Raw genomic sequence first — 20,222 nt, forward strand, 5'->3', positions numbered from 1 at the left:
CGCGTCCCAGTCAATTTTATTATGTCTCATAAAAAAGACTTTCCAAATTGAGGGTACCATTCATATTTTTCCCAGGTTTGGGGGAGATTCTATGGATTTTGTGAAAATCCGAGGCAAAGACTTACAAGACTGCATCATGCAGATGAAAATGAAGTATGGTCCAGAGGCTCATTTGTATGACCAACGAGTGATCACCGAAGGTGGGCTCTTTGGAACAGGCCTTATGGCACAGCGTATGTATGAAATCGATGTAGGTGTGCCTGAAAAACAAAATTCGAAAGAAAGAATCGAACGAAAACTCAAAGACCTGAAAGAACTCATCAAACAAAAACAAAGAACAGAATCCCTCCCTGAATCTGGACTTGTGGGTGTTGGAGCAGGTTCCTTTTCTTCGCAAAACACCAATCAATCTTACAGTGCGCGTAAAAAGAATATTGAATCCGTTCGCCCTTTCTCAGAACGCAAACGAAGACAGGACCAAACTGTCTATGAAATTGAATCTTATGAAGAAAGACCAGTTGGATTGTCTTTAGCAGAAGCGAAAGAATCGTTTTTGGAACCCAATATCGAAACCAATCGAAATCCAAAAGAAAGACATCCTCATATCCAAAAGCTCGTGGATCGTCTGTTACGCGAAGGATTCTCGGAATCTTACTTAGAAGAAATGGCCGTGACTCTAACGGCACGTCTTTCCGCTGTAGATTTAACACGTTATGCGAATGTGACTGACAAAGCTGTTACTTATCTTGAAGAAAGGATCCAAGTGGATTCGGATCTTTTTAGTGGAACTCCTCGTGGAAAAAGAAAAGTTGTATTCTTTGTTGGACCTACTGGTTCCGGAAAAACGACCTCCATTGCAAAGTTAGCTGCTAAGTACAGTTTGCATATGGGTAAAAAAGTTTCCCTTTATACCACAGACAATTACAGAATCGCTGCCATTGACCAATTGAAGTTTTATGCAGATGCCATGGGTCTTCCGTTTTATGCGGCAAAAGACTTACGCAAATGGAAAGAAGCCATCCTTCGTGATGGATCGGAACTCATCCTTGTGGATACTGCTGGTTATTCGCACCGCAAATCGGAAAACCTGGAAAAACTTCAGGAATTCTACCAAGTTTTTGGGGAAAAGGATCATATTGAAACGATCTTAGTGCTTTCCTCCACTGTTTCCAAAGACAATGCTCTTGCGGTAACAAACGCATATGAGTCGGTCGGTTATAAAAGAATTTTATTAACGAAGCTCGATGAAGCAGAATTTTTAGGTTCTGTTGTAGAATTAGCCGATACTATTCACAGGGAATTCGCATTCTTAAGTGTTGGCCAGGATGTTCCTTTTGATATCCTAAATGCCACCAAAAAAATCCTTGCCGAATGTGTAATTTTTCCTGAAAAATTGAAAGGGATAGCGGGCGAAGTCTTCGAGAAGACTGTGTAAGAAACGCATCGTTATCCTGATACCTAGGGGTAACGATGGACCAAGCAGCAAATCTTCGAAAGTTAACAGAAACTGGTACTGGATTGAAACTCGTTCAACCCCAGGACGCTGCTAAGAAAACCAAAATCATTGCAGTGGCCTCTGGAAAGGGGGGAGTGGGAAAAAGTACAGTCTCTGTCAACTTAGCCATCTCCATTGCCAAAACCGGACTTAAAGTTCTTATCTTTGATGGTGACTTGGGCCTTGCCAATGTGAACGTCCTTCTCGGCATCATTCCGAAATACAATTTATACCACGTGGTGAAAGGCCATAAGTCTTTAAAAGACATCGTGATTTCCACTCCAGAAGGTGTGGACATTATTGCTGGTGCCTCTGGGTATTCCCAACTTGCCAATCTCAACGAAACCCAAAGAAACAACCTCATCAAAGGTTTTGCAGAACTCGATCGTTATGATGTGATGATCATTGATACAGGTGCTGGGATCTCGGCAAACGTGATTGGTCTTGTGATGCCAGCGGATGAAGTAGTGGTTGTCACAACTCCAGAACCAACCTCCATTACAGACTCTTATGGTCTTATTAAATCCATTGTTTCCCAATCCAAAGACAAAAATCTCAAAATCATTGTGAACCGAGTGCGTTCTGCCATTGAAGGGAAAAAAGTGGCCGACCGTGTGATTGATATCTCTGGTCAATTTTTGGAAGTCCAAGTGGAAAACTTAGGTTTTATTTTCCAAGATGAAGAAGTAGAAAAATCCATTCGGGAACAAAAACCATTTATCATTGGAGCACCTCGTTCCAAAGCAGCGGCTTGTCTCACACGAGTTACACACACCCTCTTACAAACGGAAGGTGGTTATGATGATGAAGAAGGCCTCACTGGATTTTTTAAGAAGTTCTTTAGCTTTGTGGACTTCAAAGAAAAAGAAATGGAATCGAGAATGGAGGAAGACAACTAAGTGTTAATCGGATTTGTACTGGGATTTGCAGTTCTTGGAGCCATCATTAGCTCCGTTTGTGGATTTTTAGTGGGAAATCGAATCGGCTATATCTTTTTTGTCTCTCTGATTTCGACGTTTGCCTTTGGTGGACTTGGGTTTGGTATTTTTAGTGTCTTACAAAAGAAAGTCCCTGAATTTTTAGAGTTTTTATCTACCTTTTCGATTGGTGGTTTTGGAGGCGGAGAACATGCAGATGACTTCGACCATGACCATGCAGGGATGGAACCATCTTCTACAATGGGAACCTCATCCGATGACTTTGGAGTGCAAGCGGGTGGGGATCAGGCAATGGATACCAAACTTGCCATGGCAAAATCAGGAAAATTTGGAGACCACATCATTGTGGACAAAATTGCAATCAAAAACGAGCCAAAACTCATGGCAGAAGCAATTCGAACCATGATGGCCAAGGATGACCCACAAGAGGGTTGAAAAATTACTGTTTTTAGAGGACATAAGAAAAAATCCTCTTGTAATTTTCATTTCTTTACGATTTATAAAGTAAAGAGATCCCGTACCCTGGTTCCCAATGTCAAGATTGCTAGACAAATACAATCAGTTTGATGAGACAGATCTTTGGAAACAATACCGTGTCAAAAAAGACGCGGAGATCCGAAGTTATCTTGTTGAAAAATATTCACCTCTCGTCAAACACGTGGCCGGGCGGATTGCGATCGGAATGCCACAAAATGTGGAATTTGAAGACCTCGTCAGTTATGGCGTCTTCGGTCTGTTAGATGCCATCGAGAAATTTGATCCTTCTCGCGAAATTAAATTCAAAACCTATGCAATGACCCGGATTCGTGGGTCCATTTTTGACGAACTCAGAAGTGTGGACTGGATCCCGCGTTCCATCCGTCAAAAAGCAAAACAACTCGAAAACATCATTGCCATGCTCGAAAACAAAGAGGGCAAAAAAGTGGATGATGAAGAGATCGCCAAAGAACTCGGTGTCTCTATGGAAGAGTATAATTCTCTTCTTGCCAAGTTATCTGGTACCTCACTTGTTTCTTTAAATGACATTTGGTTTCTCGGAGATGAGAACGATGAAGTTTCCTTTATGGAAACCTTAGAGTCTCCGATGAATATGAATCCAGACAATATCATCGAAAAAGAAGAAATCAAAAACGTCATTGTCGAAGCCATCCAGTCCCTTCCTGAAAAAGAGAAAAAAGTCATCGTACTGTATTACTACGAAGACTTAACCTTAAAAGAGATTGGAGAAGTGTTAGAAGTTACGGAATCTAGAATTTCACAACTTCATACCAAAGCAGTCGCAAGACTTCGTAGCAAACTTTCTAAAGTCAAATCAGCGATCCAAAAAAGGTAATAGAAGATGTCTCTCACGGAATTTCTTACAGAGGAACTGAAAGAGTTCGATCGTAAGGAAAAAGAACAAGTGGAAGTCATTGCCGATACCATCGAAGAGTGTCTGGCAATTGCCTCCAGTCACTTGGGACGCAAAGTCCACGAAATTGATTATACTGTTTTGAAACGGGGAAAAAAATCCCTGTTTTTTTCTGAACCTTATCATATCCGCGCCTCCATCATACCTGATGATATGCTCCTTGATGAACTCAGTTTATTGGATGAGCATCTAACGGGTGGTAGTGGAAAATTAGTTTCCAAAGAATTAAAAGAACTCGTTACACCGAAAAACAAAGACGGCCGAGTGGTTGTGAAAATTTACAGAACCGGTGTGTTTTTGACTGTTTACCCACCTTCCGGCGAAGGTCTCGAAATGACAATGGCAGATGTTTCCAAAAAATTGTCGTTTCGTGGTGTGGCAGGTGTTGATCAAAACCTGATCAATAAAATCCTCAAAGAGAAAAAAGGGGAACCAGTTCTTATCTCCAACCAAAAACCAAAACCTGGAAATGACTCCAGTTGCAATGTGGAGATTGCCCAAGAGAATATGCGTGCCTTTGTCACAGTATTCCCAGCAAGACCTGGTGGGCGTGATTTAGAAGTTTCTGATATCGTTGCCGCACTAAAAGGGATGGGTGTGGCTCATGGTTTAAAAGAAGACGATATTCGAAAACATCTGGAGGAAGAAGTTCAGAACAAACCATTCATTGGCGCCGAAGGTGATTTCCCAGTAAACGGGAAAAATGCCGAAATCAAATACTATGTTCGCACAGAAAAGAAAATCAATTTCAAAGAAGACCAATCGGGTCGTGTGGACTACAAAGATTTGGATATGATCGAAAACGTTGTCGTAGGACAATTGTTAGCCGAAAAGATCCCGGCCGAAAAAGGAAAGTTTGGACGCAATTTATTTGGAATGGTGTTACCTGCCAAAGACGGTTTGGATACAGAACTCAAACAAGGAAAAGGAACCATTCTCTCGGAAGACAAAATGCGACTTACCGCCGAAGTCAACGGACAGGTGTTATACGCTGCGGGTCGCTTGTCAGTGGAAACGGTTTACCGCATCAATGGGGATGTGGGAGTTCGAACAGGAAATGTGACTTTCCTTGGATCCATCATCATCACAGGAAACGTCGAAGACAATTATTCAGTCAAAGCCGCAGGAAACATTGAAATTTATGGAACGGTCCAGAAGGCCGTTGTGGAAGCCGATGGGGACATCATCGTCCGTCAAGGGGTCACTGGACGCGAAGAGGCAAGGATTGAGTCCACTGGTGGAAATATTGTCGCAAAGTTCATCCAGAACGCCACTTGCATCACAGAAAAAGACATCATTGTCCAAGAAGGAATTTTACATTCCCATCTGATGGCTGGGGGAAAAATTTCCTGTAAAGGGAAACGGGGCCAAATTGTGGGGGGAACGATCCAAGCGGCCCAACTCATTTCCGCCAAAATCATTGGTTCCCAAGCAAACCCACAAACCGATCTTATTGTAGGAAACAATCCTAAGATCTTAAAACAAATCAGTGAGTTTGAAGAGAAGAAAAAAGAAAACCAAGACAAACTCGACCAACTCACAAAAACCATGCGCACTCTCAAAGCGAGAAAAGACGCCGACCCTGCGAGTTTTACCGCCGAACAAGATGCCCACTTACAGAAATTGGAAGCTGGTACTAAAAAACTCGAAAAACGAATCGCTGAGGCCAGTAAGGACATCCAAACTCTCACCGAATATATGGACGAACAGGCCGCGAATGGTCGTGTTTCCGTCGAGAAGACCATTTTCCCGGGTGTGACCATCCGTATCCGTAACGCAGAATACAAACTCCGCCACGAGACCAAGGCCAAAACCTTTTATGAGGAAGAGTCCCAAGTCCGTAGCCAGCCATACGAAGATCCAGATGAAACGAAAAATGACTGGAGAAAAAAGAGAGGGCGTGGTAAGTCTAAGAATTAGGAGGGAGCCAGATGATACTCAACGAAAATTTTGCCAGTATCGCCCACCACTACGATTTTGCACGTAGGGCCCAGGCAGAAAATCCCTTCACCCACCAAAACCAGGTGGTGGAATTGCAAAAGGTGGTGATCCAAACACAAAACCGTGCCCAAACGGTCCCTGACGCGAAATCAGGATACCAAGGTTCGGCGGCAAAACCGAAACAAGACAAAGAAAATTCGGTATTTGCTTATTCCAAAGAGGGGATCATTTACAACCGTCCCAATTTGGAACGTGGATCTCGTTTTGATTCAAAAGCTTAAATTTTTTCTACGGAATGTTGTTGGAAATGTTCTTTAGGAGAATCATATGGAGCTTTTTTCTCTCGTACTCATTAATTTATTATTTTGTGGGATGATGTATGTTTTCATCTCAGCAAAAGTCCAAAAAGCAGTCAGCGAATACTACGATAAAAAACTAAACCGAGCCATCGATATGGCCACGGCGGAAACCATACGTGAGTTAGATGCCACTGTGAGTATCATTGAATCTAAAATGGTAGCACTCCGAACCATGATGGAAAAGGGTGAGGCCTTGGTAAAAGAATTCAAACATTACCAAACCACTGGTTTGTCCATGAAATCGGAGTTAGTTCCTCCACCTGTTGAAAAAGAAGAACCAGTTCTTGATCTCAAAGAACAAAGAACTGGAATTGGTAAAATTTACCAAGCAAACCAAATCCCTGTCACAATCGAAGAAGCAGAAACTACAGAAGGGGCAGTGAACCAAGCGTTTGGAAAACTAGGCAAGGCTGTGAAAGGAATGTTTGGTATGGAACCTTTAACTGAACCTTCTAAAAAGGCAATGGAAAACGTAGAAGTTCCAACCTTCCAACCTAAGATGAATTATACGGTTGGTGGGAATCCATTTGCCGAAGAAAAACCTTCCGAAGCCATTCGCAATGAAATGATAGAAGGTCAGAAAAAAAGAGAATTCTTAAATGAAGTTTCGAAAGCGAATGACCCTGCCTTTGCTTCTTACCAAAGAATGAACTTAGATAAAGTAGAATTTTCGATTGAGTCTGCATTGGAAGAATTGCCAGCTTCTGCAACAAAAATTGATAAAGTGGTTCATCTCATCAAAAAGGGTTACAAACACGAAGAAATTTCCGAAGCGATGAACATTGGTATCCATGAAATTCATTTGATTGAAACGATTCGACTTGATCGATCTAGAAGAATCTAAAAATATGTTTCCATGTCTTCGTTTCCTGTTCTCAATGTAGGATTCTCTAACATAGTTTTTGTTTCCAAGATTCTCTCCATTTTACTGGCAGATTCAGCGGGAGCCAAACGACTCCGAACCGAAGCAAAGTCCGAAAATCGATTGATTGATGCTACCTGTGGTCGTAAAACAAGATCCGTTCTTGTTTTAGATTCAGGTCATATTTTACTCTCTGCGATACGACCCGAAAGTTTAGCCAAACGTTTGGAAACAGGTGACAACCACATTGGCGAAGGGGAAGAGGAGGCAGAAGATTGAAAGCGGTTCCGAATCTGTATATCATTTCATCCGTAGCGGGCGGTGGAAAATCTACCATCATCCAAGCTCTCCTAAAGGAGAATCCTGAGTTTTATTTTTCTATCTCTTGTACCACAAGAGCTCCTAGGCCTGGAGATGAAGAAGGAAAAACGTATTATTTTTTAACCATCCCTGAATTTCAAAAAAAAATCGCCGCAGGTGAATTTTATGAATGGGCTGAGGTCCATGGCAATTTTTATGGAACCCCAAAAGCTCCCATATTAGATGCGATTAAGGAACACCGGGTGGCACTTCTCGATTTGGATGTACAAGGTGCGAAATCAGTGAAGGAGTTAAGGCCTGAATCTGTGACCATTTTCATTGAACCCCCAAGTCGCGAAATTTGGATTGAACGTCTTATCAGGCGCGGAACCGATTCCCAAACGAGCATTGAAAAACGGATCGAAAATGGGATTCATGAATTAGATGAAGCACATAATTTTGATTATGTGGTTGTAAACGACAAATTAGAAGATGCTATCACGGAAGTGAAGGCTATCCTCTGTGGTACATAAACGAAACTCTAAGTAAAAATAACGCGAAATAAAAAATTAACTTAATTGTGATTTAGGGTTCGTCGTTTTCCTCATCAATGCTTTTGCCGTAGTTTGGAACATTTTTGGCGCCGGCATCGAGCCATTTATTCGATATGACCGACCTTCTTTCTGCGGGAAATAAAGTGAGTAAGTAAGTTGTGATGGTTTGTCTTCCATCTTCTTCTGCATCCCGATCCATTTGTTCAAACACTTCAATGATATCGTAGTCAGGCCAATTGATGAGCATATCTCGAGCTGATTCGGGTGGCATATTGGCAACTTTGTTTGCGAGGACTTTTACTTTTTCAGCACGGGCATTGTCCTTTCTTGCTTTTTCCGCCATTTCTTTTTCTTTTCGTTGAATGCCTTCTTTGAGTTCTTCTAACCTTTCTTTGTCGGCACTGAGTGATGAAGATTTTTCTTCTAACTCACGTTTCATTTGTTCGAGTTCTTCACGGTCAGCAATGAGTCTTTCTTTTGCTTTTTCCATTTCTAACTTCTCGAGCTCCGTGGGAGAGAGTAAGTCTTGGTTTACAAGGCCTGCTTGTTTTTTTAAAAAAGGAAGATATTCTTCGGCGTTGATCACTTGGAAGTAATCAAAAACAAAAAAGCCAATCGCAATCAGAAAAAAAATCAGTACAATTAAAAAGAAGGATCTTGTGTTGTCTGTTACACTTGCCATTATGATTTGCCTTGACCTAAATAATATTTTTCGTAAAAATCACGGAGAGTTTTAAAGTCAGATGCGAGTTCGTCTCCACCATCTTCTCTATTTAAAATTTTAAATGTTCTTGGAATTTTTTTAGAAGCCTTTGGACCATAGGTATCAAAAGAATCAAATAACGATTGTTTGTTTAAGTGAACATTGAATTCTTCCACTTCTCGGCGTTCCATTCGATTTCTCTTTTTTTTCCATTCGAGAAATCTTTTGTCTTTTAGGACTTCGATGACTTTTTTATTCATCCGAGCTACCATCACATCTTTACGAACCAAATTCACTTCTTCGTTTTGGTTCGAGATCCTGTGTTCTAATTCTTCATTTCTTCGGATCAGGCCTTTGATGTATTGTTCGATAGACAAATAATCGGATAAACTTGTCCCAACTTTTGCAGAAGATAAAATGGCTTCATAGGAAGATTCGATTTCTTTTTGGTTATTTTCCTTTTCTGAAATTAAGGTATTCAGTTTGGAAACAACGAGGGACAAACGGCGGATTTCTTCCTCTTCTCGTAGGCCCCGCAGCTTCAAAACCGTTTCCAAACTAAAACGAAATCGTTTCACAGCTGTCTATTTCTTCGGTTCTAAATAATTTTTGTACTCTTTTTTACTCGTATTTTTAAAAAAATACGTAAAACTTGGAATATTGTCCCACAAATACTTACATCTGATCTTTTTCCTAGGGAGCCAAATCTTCGCTTCCTTTTCACCTCTTTTTGCCACCAGTCCACGTGAGTTGGTGGAGCTGAGTGAAGGAAACCCCATCCATTTAGAAGGGGACTGGGAGTTTTATCCCCGGGTGTTTTTATCTGAGTCTGAGTCCAGAGAAACCCCCTTCCAACAACTCACAGTCCCAGGAATTTGGAATTCCGTCCTTGGTTCGGGAGATGGGTATGGGACTTACCGATTGGTTTTGGAAAAACCAAAATTCGTAGAAAAGGGCCAGGTCTATGGAATTAAAATTTTGGATGTGGCCACGGCCTCCCGAGTGTTTTGGAATGGAAAACATCTCGGTTCTTCGGGTGTTGTTGGTAAATCTCGTGATTCATCCGATCCTTCCTACGCTTTCCAATTGTATCCCTTACCTTGGTCGGAAGGTCCAAACGAACTTCTCATTGAAATCTCCAATTTCCATCATGCAAAAGGGGGAATGTGGGAACCACCTTACTTCGGTGAGTGGAACAAATTGTATAAAGAAAGTGAAGCGGATCTTGCTTCTTCCCTGTTTTTAGCGGGTTCTGTTTTTATTATCGCCTTATACCATTTTGGTTTGTTTTACTTCCGACGTACTGACAAAGGGAATTTGTTATTTGGGTTTGCTGCTTTACTTTTAGCCCTTCGTACTTTATTCACTGGGGAACGATTTATCTTCAATGAACTGGCACCGATCCTCAGTTGGAATGTTTGCCTAAGGATTGAATATTTTACATTTTATCTTTCACCTTATTTGTTTTTTGCATTTTTTCGGGAGTTTTATCCAGATTTTTATACGAAGTGGATGCATCGTCTACTACTTGTTCCAACACTCCTTTTTCTCTCGTTTTTATTTGTATTACCAACACATATCTATACCGAGTTAAACGCTTACTTCCAAATTGTATTTTTATTTGGAATTCTTATGATTTTACAAGGTGTATTTCGAGCCGCTTATCATAAAAAGGAAAGTGGGTTTTTGTTTTTGGTTGGAATTTCTACAGTGGCAAGTGCTGCGTTAATCGATTTGTTAAACGCAAATCAAATTTTTTATTCCGTGGAAGCGATTCCAATTGGAATTTTTGTTTTTATCCTGGTCCAGTCTCTCACACTTTCAAGAAGATTTAGCAAAGCCTTTTCTGAAGTGGAGACTTTATCCAAACGACTTCTTGCATTAGATAAACTCAAAGACGAGTTTTTAGCGAATACATCACATGAATTAAAAACTCCTCTGAATGGAATTATCGGGATCGCCGAATCTATGTTTGATGGGATTGGTGGAAAACTAAACCAAGAACAAAGACAAAACCTTGGAATGATTGTGAGTTCAGGAAAACGTTTGTCTTCTCTTGTGGATGACATTTTAGATTTTTCTAAAATGAAAAATCGTGATTTGGATTTAGACTTAAAAGCCATAGATCTCCACCAAATTTGTGATTTTGTTCTTGTGATCTCAAGACCTCTCTATGTTACAAAAAATCTAACAGTCCGTAATAATGTCCCGATTGATTTTCCACCGATTCTTGGAGATGAAGCAAGACTCCAACAAATCCTTTTTAACGTAATTGGAAATGCGATTAAATTTACGGAAAAAGGTCGGATTGAAGTTTCCTGTGAAATCACTGATAAAATGGCAGTGATTTCGATTCGGGATACTGGAATTGGAATTCCCAAAGATAAATTTGGTGATATATTTCGTTCCTTTGAACAAGTGGATGCATCCACCACACGTAAGTTTGGTGGAACAGGTTTAGGCCTTGCCATCTCGAAACGATTGGTTGAATTACATGGTGGGAATATTTGGGTAGACTCCAATCCAGGGGAAGGTTCTGTATTTTCTTTTTCTCTTCCCCTTGCGAGAGAAGGTGAAATCCCAATGGAAAAACCACAATTGAAAAAAGCGGAAATGTGGTTTGGCGGGGATAATTTTGATTTTGAACCCATTGAAGATGTTGCAGATGAATATGACGGCGAAAAAATAAAAGTCATCGTTGTCGATGATGAACCAATCAATCGCCAAGTATTAAAAAATCATTTAACTCTAATTGGTTGTGATGTGAGTGAAGCTGCGAATGGTGTAGATGCCATTCGTTTGGTTCGGGATGAAGGTCCTTTTGAACTTATGTTACTTGATATCATGATGCCAGGAATGAGTGGGTATGATGTATGTACAGTGTTAAGAGAATCTTATTCTTTATACCAACTTCCTATTTTGTTTTTAACGGCTAAAAACCAAATTGCAGATATTGTTGCTGCTTTAGAAGCAGGTGGAAATGATTATTTGGCAAAACCTTTCGATAAACGTGAGTTAATCTCTCGAGCCAAAAACCTCATTACCTTAAAAAAAGCTGTTGAGGAACAAAACAAATTCATTGCCATTCAAAACGAATTGGGTTTAGCAAGAAAACTCCAGTATTCCATCCTTCCTGAGGAAGCACCAAATGTGGTGGGTATCAAAACCGAGTTTTATTATGAACCAATGGATAGCATTGGAGGTGACTTTTTTGATTTTCATGCTATCTCCGAAACAGAGTTAGGTGTCCTCGTTGCAGACGTTTCAGGTCATGGAATCCCTGCTGCCCTTGTGTCTGCGATGTTAAAAATTGCTTTTTCCACTCAAGTGCGTTTAGCCAAGGAACCGGCACAATTGCTAAACCAAATCAATTCCACACTCCTTGGAAAAATGAAAGGGGCATTTGTCACAGCCTCTTATGTATACATCAATTTGGAAACAAAAGAGTTGATCCATGCTCGTTGTGGTCACCCACCTCTTATCTTAAATCGAAGAGGGGAAACCAAAGCCAAACTCAGTATGCCACAAGGGAAACTCATTGGTTGGATCCCAGAACTTGATATACAAGAAGATCATATGAAAATCCAATCGGGGGATCGAATTGTTTTGTATACTGATGGAATCACAGAAGCTACCAATGCTGAAAAGGAAATGATTGGTCAGGAAAATTGGGAAATGATGTCACATCGGTATAGTGGTTATCCAGTCACAGAATCCAAACGTTTGTTACTCGAAAAGATCAAAGAATTTACGGGAGATCGAACACCAGATGATGACGTGACCCTTGTAATTTTAGAGATTGAGTGATTGATTCAGTAAAGTTTATCTAATTGAATTAAAACTCATCGTCATTGCGAGATGAGGATTGTAAGATGAGTTCGAGTTTTTTTGTGGCTTCGTTGTAGGAAGATTTTTCTTCAATTCTTTGTCTTAAATAATCATCAATTTGTGATTTTTTATCAATCGCCATATCAATTTTTTCATCAGCACCTCGGACATAGGCATTGAGTAAGATGATATCTTCGGAATTTTTGTACTTAGAGATCAGTTCCCGAACAATGGACGCTCGCATATAATGGTCTTCATTCACAATTTTTTGCATGAGCCTAGATAGAGAAGAGGGAACATCAATTGCTGGGTAATGACTTTGTTCGGCTAGTTTTCTTGTTAATACAATATGTCCATCAATGAATCCACGCACCTTGTCAGCCACAATGTCATCCATATCATCTTCAGCATCAGTTAATACAGTATAAAAACCGGTAATAGAACCACCATTATGTGATGTTCCAGCACGTTCCACTAGTTTCGCCATTTTGGTAAATACACTGGAAGCATATCCTTTTGTGACAACAGGTTCGCCAATCGACAATTCGCGTAAGGCTTCCGCATACCTGGTAAGAGAGTCCATATACAAATTCACAGACATTCCTTTTTCACGGAAGTATTCGGCTGCCGAACAGGCAAGGTTTGCACAACTCACCTGTTCCATTTTAGAGGAATCAGAAGTGGCTACAAAAACTACAGACCTTGCCAAGGCTTCTTTGCCTAGTTCCACTTGTAAAAACTCATTTACCTCACGGCCCCTCTCTCCAATCAGAGCAACCACGTTGACATCCGCATTCGTATAACGAGCGATCATTCCGAGTAAACTGGATTTACCAACTCCTGAACCAGAAAAAATTCCGATCCTTTGGCCACGCCCAACCGTTAACATACCATCTATGGCGCGAACCCCTGTTTCTAATATCTCTGTGATGGGAGGACGATCCAGTGGATTTAAAAACCTTGGTTCGGAAGCTCTTTCTTCTTTGGTGATGAGAATTCCTTTGCTATCAATTGGTTTTCCTAAACCGTTTAACACCCGTCCCAAAAGTTCTGGTCCAGCATTTAACGTGATTTGTCTTCCTGAGGAAAATACAAAGGCATGTGGAAATATTTCTTGTGTATCACCTAATGGCATTAAGGTGTAGAGATGGTCTTTGAAACCAACGAGGACACAGGCCAAATACCCTTTGTCTGACCCACGTTCCACTTCCAAAATTTCTCCTACTTTGGAATCGGGGGGACCTTGTGAATAAATGACATTGCCTACAACAGAAACAACGACCCCACTTTTGCGAATGGGTTCGATTTTTTCGACGACATTGAGGTATTTCGAAATGGCATCGATTTGTTCTGTGAATTTCTTTTCGATCATGGACGCTTTTCACTCATCCAATCATGTGACATAATTAAATCAAGCGAATTGAGGCCAGAAACTCACCCTAGGAATCCCTGGCTTTTTCAATAGTCCCAGTTTAGCGGCAGAGTTTGATTTGGTCGAGATTGGAAATCTGTTTGGGAGAGGGCAGCTTTTTCCCAAGAACCACATTTCCTCCCTCACCTAGGGTCGCTGATTCATAGGCCCATTTCCCAAAATTGGTAGAAACGGTATAACAGTCTGGAAAGGATTTTGCTTCTTTCAATTCTTTTCCCGTCCAAACGAGGATCTTGTCCGGGGTGCGAAGGAAAAGGTTTTGGCCATCTTCGGACCATCGGATTCCATACAGAGGGAGAGCTGTCCAAAAACTAATGGGAAAGGATTGGATCTTTTTGTCTGAGACCTGGATCACATTGAATTCAAATTCTGTAAACTCTCCGTCTCCCGTTGGATTGGCTGTGACAAGTGCCACCAAATTTCCATTTGGCGAAGGAGCCATTTGGAAAATGATTTTTTTCTCTGGTGTTGCAGGATAAGAAAAGGCGCCACCTGATTCTGGATAAATGGATAGGGTTTGGTTCAGAGTTCCGTATTCATCATCTTTTCCATACAAAACAAAAAGTGATTTTGTGATGGTGTGATAAAAAATGCCATCTGCGAGGGACCAAGAAGGGAGTTCCCACTCCCTGATCACTTTTCCACCTGTTTTTCCGTTTTCGACCAGTTTGATTTTACTTTGGTAATTTCGTTTGTCCGTGGTTCCGTTCATGGGATTCCAAGAGTCTTTTTCCTGGAAGTGGACCGTGAGGACAAGATTCACATTTGGGTCATTACTGGGTGAAATTTCTTCTGTGAGCTTCGCATCACGCCAAATCAATTGAGAACAACCAAGTAGAGCGAAAAGGACAAGGGGAAAAAGAGTTTTCATAGAAAATGAGGATAGGTGAGGAAAAGAGTCTGTAAACAAAAAAGGGGACAAAAGTCCCCTTTCAGTTAGAAAAATACAAAGAAAAGGATTTATTTCCCTTTTTTTGCTTTTGCTTTTTCTTTATTCTTTTGGTCGATTTCTGCTCTATGAGTATCACAAAGTCTGTAAAGAATACCTGTTACCGGGTTCTTACGAGTTACTTTTGTACCACAAACGATGCATAGACCTTGCGCTCTTCTTCTTTTGTAAAGTTGTTGAACTCTCTCCGCTCCAGATGCTTTGTACTTGGAGATTTGGATTCTGAATCCTTTGAAAAGATAATTCCCAATCGACTTCTCAGGGTCTTTTTTAAGATCATCTGCAATTTTGTCGATTTGTCCTGGGCCTACTTTTTGTGGTTCCATAGCTTTCTTTTTCCTTTAAATTTTAAATCTATTTTTTTTGACGAAGGGAAATCCCTTGCCCTAACAAGAGTATCTCTCTTATTTCTAAAAAATTCAAGATATTTTTTTCATCGAATAACAATTTTTTGATGTTTTGCGACGTTTTTTTTCTAAAACGTTTGATAGGTGATAATTAAATTTGATTCAGTTTGATTTGAATTGCTTTCGGAAAACTTGGACATGTTTCTACACAAAGTCCACATCCTGTACAACTAGATTGTGAAAAAACTGGTAAATTTCCTTTAAATTTAACGGTTTTTTCGACAGGACAGGTAACAAAACACGCATTACAGGTTTGTTCTCCCGTTTTTTGATTGATACAAAATTCTTTTCGTAACTTCGCCTTACCGAAATTTGGCGTCGTATCGGACACTTTGTACGGTAAGAGCGCCTCTTCTGGGCAGGCATTGATACAAGGCCAGTCCGAACATAAGTGGCATGCTTTTGCATTGGGATCAAAATGAGGAAAGGATTTTGTTTGGTCTTCTGCTGTAACAGGGAATAAGACGGCGTAAGGGCAGGCAAAAATACATTCGTTACACCCTGTACACAAAGAAAAAAAATCAGAACTTGCTCCAGGGGGGAGGGACAATGTTTGGAACATTCTCGTTTTTCGTTTCCGAACAACTGTCGGTTTTGTGTTTTTTTTGGATTTTGTTTTCTTTGAGGAATTGGAAGGAGATTTGGGATCTGTTTCTTCTTGCCAGACTTCCTTGATGGCTTCTGTGATTTCGTCCGCTTTGGTAAAGGTAAATTGGAAAACGGACTTAAATCCTTCTCGAAACAGATCCTTTCGTTTCATTTAGCTGGGGATTCTTTCGATTTGAGCCCCGAGTGACCTAAGTCTTGTGTCGATGGATTCAAACCCTCGATCAATTTGAACGATGTTATGAATTTCACTTTGACCTTCCGCACAAAGTGCTGCGATGATCATTGCCATCCCCGCACGAATGTCAGGGCTTGCGACTCGTTGGCCATACAATCTGTTGGCACCAATCACTATGGCTCGATGTGGGTCACAGAGGATGATTTGAGCGCCCATCGCGATGATATTGTCGACAAAGAAAAGTCTTGATTCAAAGAGTTTTTCGTGGATGAGGACTGTCCCTTTGCACTGTGTTGCCGTGACAAGAGCGACTGATGTCATGTCTGCCGGAAACCCTGGCCAAGGGGCATCATCAATTTTTGGGGTGGCACCATGGTAGTCGGGGATGATTTCCATTTTTTGGTCAGAAGGAACGAGGATTCCTGTTTCTGTTGGTCGTACTTCGATGCCAAGTCTTGAGTAAACCATTCGGATCATACGAATGTCTTCTAAGTTAACATCGGTAATATGGATTTCGCCACCTGTAACAGCTGCTAGGCTAATGAAGGATCCGACTTCTAAATAATCAGAACCAATCCTGTGTTTCAAACCACCTTCCGGGGAAGAAAGGGATGTAACACCTGTGATGGTTAAATGGTTTGTTCCAATTCCGTCAATTTTGGCACCAGCTGCTTGTAAAAAACGACAAAGTCCCTGCACATGGGGCTCAGAAGCTGCATTTCGTATGATGGTCGTGCCCTCTGCAAAGACCGCGGCCATCACAGCATTTTCAGTGGCGGTTACGGAAGCTTCATCCAGTAAGATGTCTTTTCCGAAAAGTCTGTCTGCCGTGATCATGTATCCGTCAGGGAAAACTTCTATTTTGGCACCAAGGGCTTCTAAAGCGAGGAGGTGGGTGTCCATTCGACGACGTCCAATTTTGTCGCCACCTGGTTTTGGTAAAAACACACGTCCTGTCCTTGCGAGAATGGGGCCTGCTAATGTGACTGCTCCTCGGAGTTGGGAACAAAGTTCGTAGGGCAAATCCGATTTCACTGGATTTTTTTTCTGAAAGAGGTAGGATCCTTTTGTATCGAGCGAAGTGATTTCGACACCGATGTGGCGAAGGACATCCATGAGTTTCTGGACATCGGCAATTTCAGGAAGGTTTTCTAAAATGACATCTCCTTCCCATAAGAGTAGGGCCCCGAGAAGTGGAAGAGCCTCATTTTTATTCCCTTGGGGAACAATTGTCCCGTGGAGAGGATTTTTGCCGATAATTTTGAAGTAGGAAGAACTCACCTTGCTTCCATTCGACACAACGGAGATATGAGGAAAAGTAATTTATGAATTTTATGGCACAGGTCGTTTGGATTTTTCCAAAATTTGATACAATCTACATCTTTTACATTCTCTTAATGGGACTTGCTGCCTTCATTTACGTTAAGTTCATGAATTATTTACAGAATAAACAGGCAAGTGTGGTCAACCATTGGGTGGAGTTCCAACGTTACGCCATCGCACGCAAATGTAACCAAGTAGAACTCAATATTTTACATAGTTTTTATGACCATCTGAATGATGACGAACGGGAAATGTATCTTTTACCAGAAAACCGCAACAAACTCAAAAATGCCCTGTATCGTTATTTTTTAAAATCAACTGCAAATACAACAGAGAAGGAAGTGAATCTTTTTGATAAACTGTTTCGTTCTGGCGTGGAATTCAAAAAAGAAATTTTATCCTTAAATGATTTAACTATTGGGGAAGTGGCAGCCCTGGAAGCAGATGGAAGAGAAGAACTTACCTATGTGATGCAAAAAACTTCAGATGAACTTTTGTTATCAGCAAAAGGAATTTCAAAAGATTTACTCGTTCCAGGAAAAGAAGCAAAATTGTATGTGTTTCGTCCAAGTAGTGGTGGTTATTTGTTAGATGGTAGAGTGATTCGTACGAATGAAAGTGGAGTGATTTTCCATTTTAATGGGAAAATTGAAAGGAAAGGGGAATCTCATTTGATGTTACTCGACAAAATGTCGATCACCGTTTCTCCTTGGCCACCACCTGAGCAGAAAAAAGATCTAGAATTAGATAAAAACAAATTAATATTAAGCGAAGAAAACATTGATAAACAATTAGAAGTTCTGAAACGGATTGCAAAAGACCAAAAAGAAAATAACGAAAAACGTTTTGATATCAAAGAAACTGCAAAACCATTTATCACTCTTTCGGAACGATTGTCAGACAGAGGGATTTTGTTTACCTTCCCTACTGGAATCTCCTCTGAGATTTGGAAACACCAAGACCTTTGGGAAGTGAGTTTTAGTTTTGAAAAAGGGCCTGAGTTTCATATCCGTGCGAAGATGATGCCCACCAAACAAAAGTCAGATTTATTCCTTTTGCGATACGTGGATGCAGATGAAACGATGCGGAAATCTTTGTATGAAGAAATCCGCAAACGTGGTGGAGTGAGAGAAGTTTTAACGTAAGCTTCCGCGATTTTTAATTTATAAACTTTCTGGAAAAGCACCTTTGGATGGTGTTTTTGCTTCTTTCGATAATAAAATCAAATCCACTTTTGGAATTTCATTTCCAGAAGTGAGTTTTGCACCCAATGCTTCCCAAGAACCCGTTGTAAGAGAAAACGAAAGCAAATATTCTAGATTTCGTACTGTTGGAAGTTGGATAAATGGTGTTCCTCCGTGTAAAACGAGAAAACGTTTGTTTGGGTGTTTTTTTGCAAGATTGACAATTATTAGGATTTCCGGCTCTGAGGTGGAATCAAATACAAACGTTGAGTATGACTTTTGTTTGGCGACACTGGCAAATGATTTAATAGGAAAGGATTGGATCTTTTTTGATTTGAGATATTCTTTTAATTTTCCATTTTTCACAAAAGAAACCGTTTGTTCTGGCAAAATCGTTGTTGTGACCACCGGTTTTGGATAGGCACGAATGGAGTCTTCGTTGATTTCTTTTGCAAAAAATTGGTACTGGGCAAGTTTCGTATAACGGTCATTTCGTTCTTTTTCCCAGGTAACCAAAAAATCTTTTTGTTTTTGGTTTTCCTCATAGATGTTCGGACTTATGGAATGTTTATCATAAATTCCAAGTTCTAATTTTTTTCGAATTTGTTTTTGTACCGCTTGTTTTAGGATATCGTGTTGTTTTCCATCATTGTCTACAAAACGGAATTCTCCTTGTTTGTAAGCATCCAATAGTTGTGCTTTGAATTTTTTTGCTGTCTCTCCCCAACTTGTGAGAAGAACGATATTAGCACCAGCAAGGATAGTGAGAACACCAGGCCTATCTTTTTCGTAATTTTTAGAAATGGCATGCATCTCCATAGCATCCGTAATGATGATGCCATCGAACTGTAATGAGTTTCGCAAAATATCTGTTAGGATCGTTTTGGATAAAGTCGCTGGAAAATTGGGATCAATTTTAGGATACACGATATGGGCTGACATAACTGCTTCTGCCCCACCTTGGATGGATTGTTTGAAAGGAACAAGTTCCAATCTTTCTAGGTCTTGTAGACTTTTGTTTATGATGGGAAGACCTAAATGGCTATCCACTGTGGTGTCCCCATGTCCTGGAAAATGTTTGATCACAGGTAAACATCCACCGGCTCTTGCTCCTTTTTCATAAGCAACAGCCACTTCCGACACTCGATTCACATCGGATCCAAACGAACGCGTGTTAATGACTGGATTGAGTGGATTGTTATTGATATCCAGAACTGGCGCAAATAAAAAATTAAGACCTAAACTCTTTAGTTCATAAGAAGTGACAAAACCAACTATTTCTCCCCATTCCTTTTTCCCTGTTTGTCCAACTGCCATTGCTCCTGGGTAATGAGTAATCCCATCTTGGACACGAAACACTCGTCCCCCTTCTTGGTCGGTGGAAATGAGAAAAGGTTGGAGCCCATTGTCTTTTGCTGCCAATTGTAAGTTTTCAGTGAGAGAGAGTATCTCTCCTTTTTTACCCAAATTTTTTCCAAAGAGAATGATCCCACCTGGTTTTGTTTGTTTGATTTCATCGAGTGCAGTTTGGTCCACAGTCCTTGAAGGGATGGCAATGTGGATGGTTTGTCCCACTAGTTCTTCGTCTGTCATCGCATTGGTGATGGACCATGCTTTTTCTTCTAACCATTGTTTCCTTTCATTGGCTGCAAGTTCCGTGAGGTAAAAACCGAAACAATAAGAAGATCCAAAAAATCCAAACAAAAGAAACAGGGAAAAACTGGTGCGTAAGAGAACTTGATTCATAGACTA

General features: G+C 40.6%; 19 protein-coding genes. 11 read left to right on the top strand and 8 right to left on the bottom strand.

Going from position 1 to position 20,222, the window contains the following annotated elements; translation table 11 throughout:
• The first annotated feature begins 91 nt into the window (after positions 1-91).
• From flhF to EHQ59_RS16425, 9 genes are all read left to right on the top strand, one after another.
• Positions 92-1,435 (top strand): flagellar biosynthesis GTPase FlhF, encoded by a 1,344-nt coding sequence (gene flhF, locus EHQ59_RS16385; RefSeq protein ID WP_135620901.1) that lies wholly within the window; start codon positions 92-94, stop codon positions 1,433-1,435.
• A 35-nt stretch (positions 1,436-1,470) separates the two neighbouring features.
• On the top strand, positions 1,471-2,394 hold the full coding sequence (locus tag EHQ59_RS16390; RefSeq protein ID WP_015678483.1) for a MinD/ParA family protein: 924 nt from the start codon (positions 1,471-1,473) through the stop codon (positions 2,392-2,394).
• Positions 2,395-2,868 carry a hypothetical protein gene (locus tag EHQ59_RS16395; RefSeq protein ID WP_135620903.1) on the top strand — a complete coding sequence of 158 codons (474 nt, stop codon included), beginning with the start codon at positions 2,395-2,397 and terminating at the stop codon, positions 2,866-2,868.
• A 97-nt stretch (positions 2,869-2,965) separates the two neighbouring features.
• On the top strand, positions 2,966-3,766 hold the full coding sequence (gene whiG / locus EHQ59_RS16400; protein ID WP_012387953.1) for an RNA polymerase sigma factor WhiG: 801 nt from the start codon (positions 2,966-2,968) through the stop codon (positions 3,764-3,766).
• A gap of 6 nt (positions 3,767-3,772) precedes the next feature.
• Positions 3,773-5,764, top strand: a complete 1,992-nt coding sequence (locus EHQ59_RS16405; protein WP_135620905.1) for a FapA family protein — start codon at positions 3,773-3,775, stop codon at positions 5,762-5,764.
• Positions 5,765-5,775: 11 nt separating this feature from the next.
• Positions 5,776-6,066 (top strand): hypothetical protein, encoded by a 291-nt coding sequence (locus tag EHQ59_RS16410; RefSeq protein ID WP_135620907.1) that lies wholly within the window; start codon positions 5,776-5,778, stop codon positions 6,064-6,066.
• 46 nt (positions 6,067-6,112) lie between these two features.
• Positions 6,113-6,988 (top strand): hypothetical protein, encoded by an 876-nt coding sequence (locus tag EHQ59_RS16415; RefSeq protein WP_135620909.1) that lies wholly within the window; start codon positions 6,113-6,115, stop codon positions 6,986-6,988.
• A 12-nt stretch (positions 6,989-7,000) separates the two neighbouring features.
• Complete coding sequence (locus tag EHQ59_RS16420) at positions 7,001-7,285, top strand: DUF370 domain-containing protein (RefSeq protein ID WP_135620911.1); 285 nt, start codon at positions 7,001-7,003, stop codon at positions 7,283-7,285.
• Positions 7,282-7,839 carry a guanylate kinase gene (locus EHQ59_RS16425; protein WP_135620912.1) on the top strand — a complete coding sequence of 186 codons (558 nt, stop codon included), beginning with the start codon at positions 7,282-7,284 and terminating at the stop codon, positions 7,837-7,839. The genes EHQ59_RS16420 and EHQ59_RS16425 overlap by 4 nt, the downstream gene beginning before the upstream one ends.
• 52 nt (positions 7,840-7,891) lie before the next feature.
• Here the strand turns inward: EHQ59_RS16425 and EHQ59_RS16430 are convergent, their stop codons facing one another.
• Both EHQ59_RS16430 and fliJ read right to left on the bottom strand, forming a co-directional pair.
• On the bottom strand, positions 7,892-8,542 hold the full coding sequence (locus EHQ59_RS16430) for a periplasmic-type flagellar collar protein FlbB (RefSeq protein ID WP_135620914.1): 651 nt from the start codon (positions 8,540-8,542) through the stop codon (positions 7,892-7,894).
• Entirely contained in the window at positions 8,542-9,141 is a 600-nt protein-coding gene (gene fliJ / locus EHQ59_RS16435) for a flagellar export protein FliJ (RefSeq protein WP_135620916.1), read from the bottom strand. Before fliJ ends, EHQ59_RS16430 begins: the two co-directional genes overlap by 1 nt.
• An 82-nt stretch (positions 9,142-9,223) precedes the next feature.
• Between fliJ and EHQ59_RS16440 the strand changes: the two genes are divergently transcribed.
• On the top strand, positions 9,224-12,370 hold the full coding sequence (locus tag EHQ59_RS16440; RefSeq protein WP_167481425.1) for a SpoIIE family protein phosphatase: 3,147 nt from the start codon (positions 9,224-9,226) through the stop codon (positions 12,368-12,370).
• A 28-nt stretch (positions 12,371-12,398) separates the two neighbouring features.
• Here the strand turns inward: EHQ59_RS16440 and EHQ59_RS16445 are convergent, their stop codons facing one another.
• From EHQ59_RS16445 to murA, 5 genes are all read right to left on the bottom strand, one after another.
• Positions 12,399-13,763 carry a FliI/YscN family ATPase gene (locus EHQ59_RS16445; RefSeq protein WP_135620920.1) on the bottom strand — a complete coding sequence of 455 codons (1,365 nt, stop codon included), beginning with the start codon at positions 13,761-13,763 and terminating at the stop codon, positions 12,399-12,401.
• Between the two features lie 100 nt (positions 13,764-13,863).
• Positions 13,864-14,643: a hypothetical protein gene (locus tag EHQ59_RS16450; RefSeq protein ID WP_135621098.1), complete on the bottom strand. Its 780-nt coding sequence runs from the start codon at positions 14,641-14,643 to the stop codon at positions 13,864-13,866.
• Positions 14,644-14,783: 140 nt separating this feature from the next.
• Positions 14,784-15,098: an LIC10235 family protein gene (locus EHQ59_RS16455; RefSeq protein WP_015678495.1), complete on the bottom strand. Its 315-nt coding sequence runs from the start codon at positions 15,096-15,098 to the stop codon at positions 14,784-14,786.
• 172 nt (positions 15,099-15,270) lie between these two features.
• Entirely contained in the window at positions 15,271-15,939 is a 669-nt protein-coding gene (locus EHQ59_RS16460; RefSeq protein WP_135620922.1) for a 4Fe-4S dicluster domain-containing protein, read from the bottom strand.
• On the bottom strand, positions 15,940-17,244 hold the full coding sequence (gene murA, locus EHQ59_RS16465) for a UDP-N-acetylglucosamine 1-carboxyvinyltransferase (RefSeq protein ID WP_135620924.1): 1,305 nt from the start codon (positions 17,242-17,244) through the stop codon (positions 15,940-15,942).
• Positions 17,245-17,288: 44 nt separating this feature from the next.
• Here murA and EHQ59_RS16470 point away from each other — a divergent pair, with 44 nt between their 5' ends.
• A complete protein-coding gene (locus EHQ59_RS16470) occupies positions 17,289-18,431 on the top strand; it encodes a hypothetical protein (protein ID WP_135620926.1) in 1,143 nt (380 codons plus the stop codon).
• 18 nt (positions 18,432-18,449) lie between these two features.
• Here EHQ59_RS16470 and EHQ59_RS16475 read toward each other — a convergent pair whose 3' ends face one another.
• Positions 18,450-20,216, bottom strand: a complete 1,767-nt coding sequence (locus EHQ59_RS16475; RefSeq protein ID WP_135620927.1) for a glycoside hydrolase family 3 protein — start codon at positions 20,214-20,216, stop codon at positions 18,450-18,452.
• Between the last annotated feature and the right edge of the window lie 6 nt (positions 20,217-20,222).

This window comes from Leptospira kemamanensis, assembly GCF_004769665.1.
Lineage (GTDB): Bacteria > Spirochaetota > Leptospiria > Leptospirales > Leptospiraceae > Leptospira_A > Leptospira_A kemamanensis.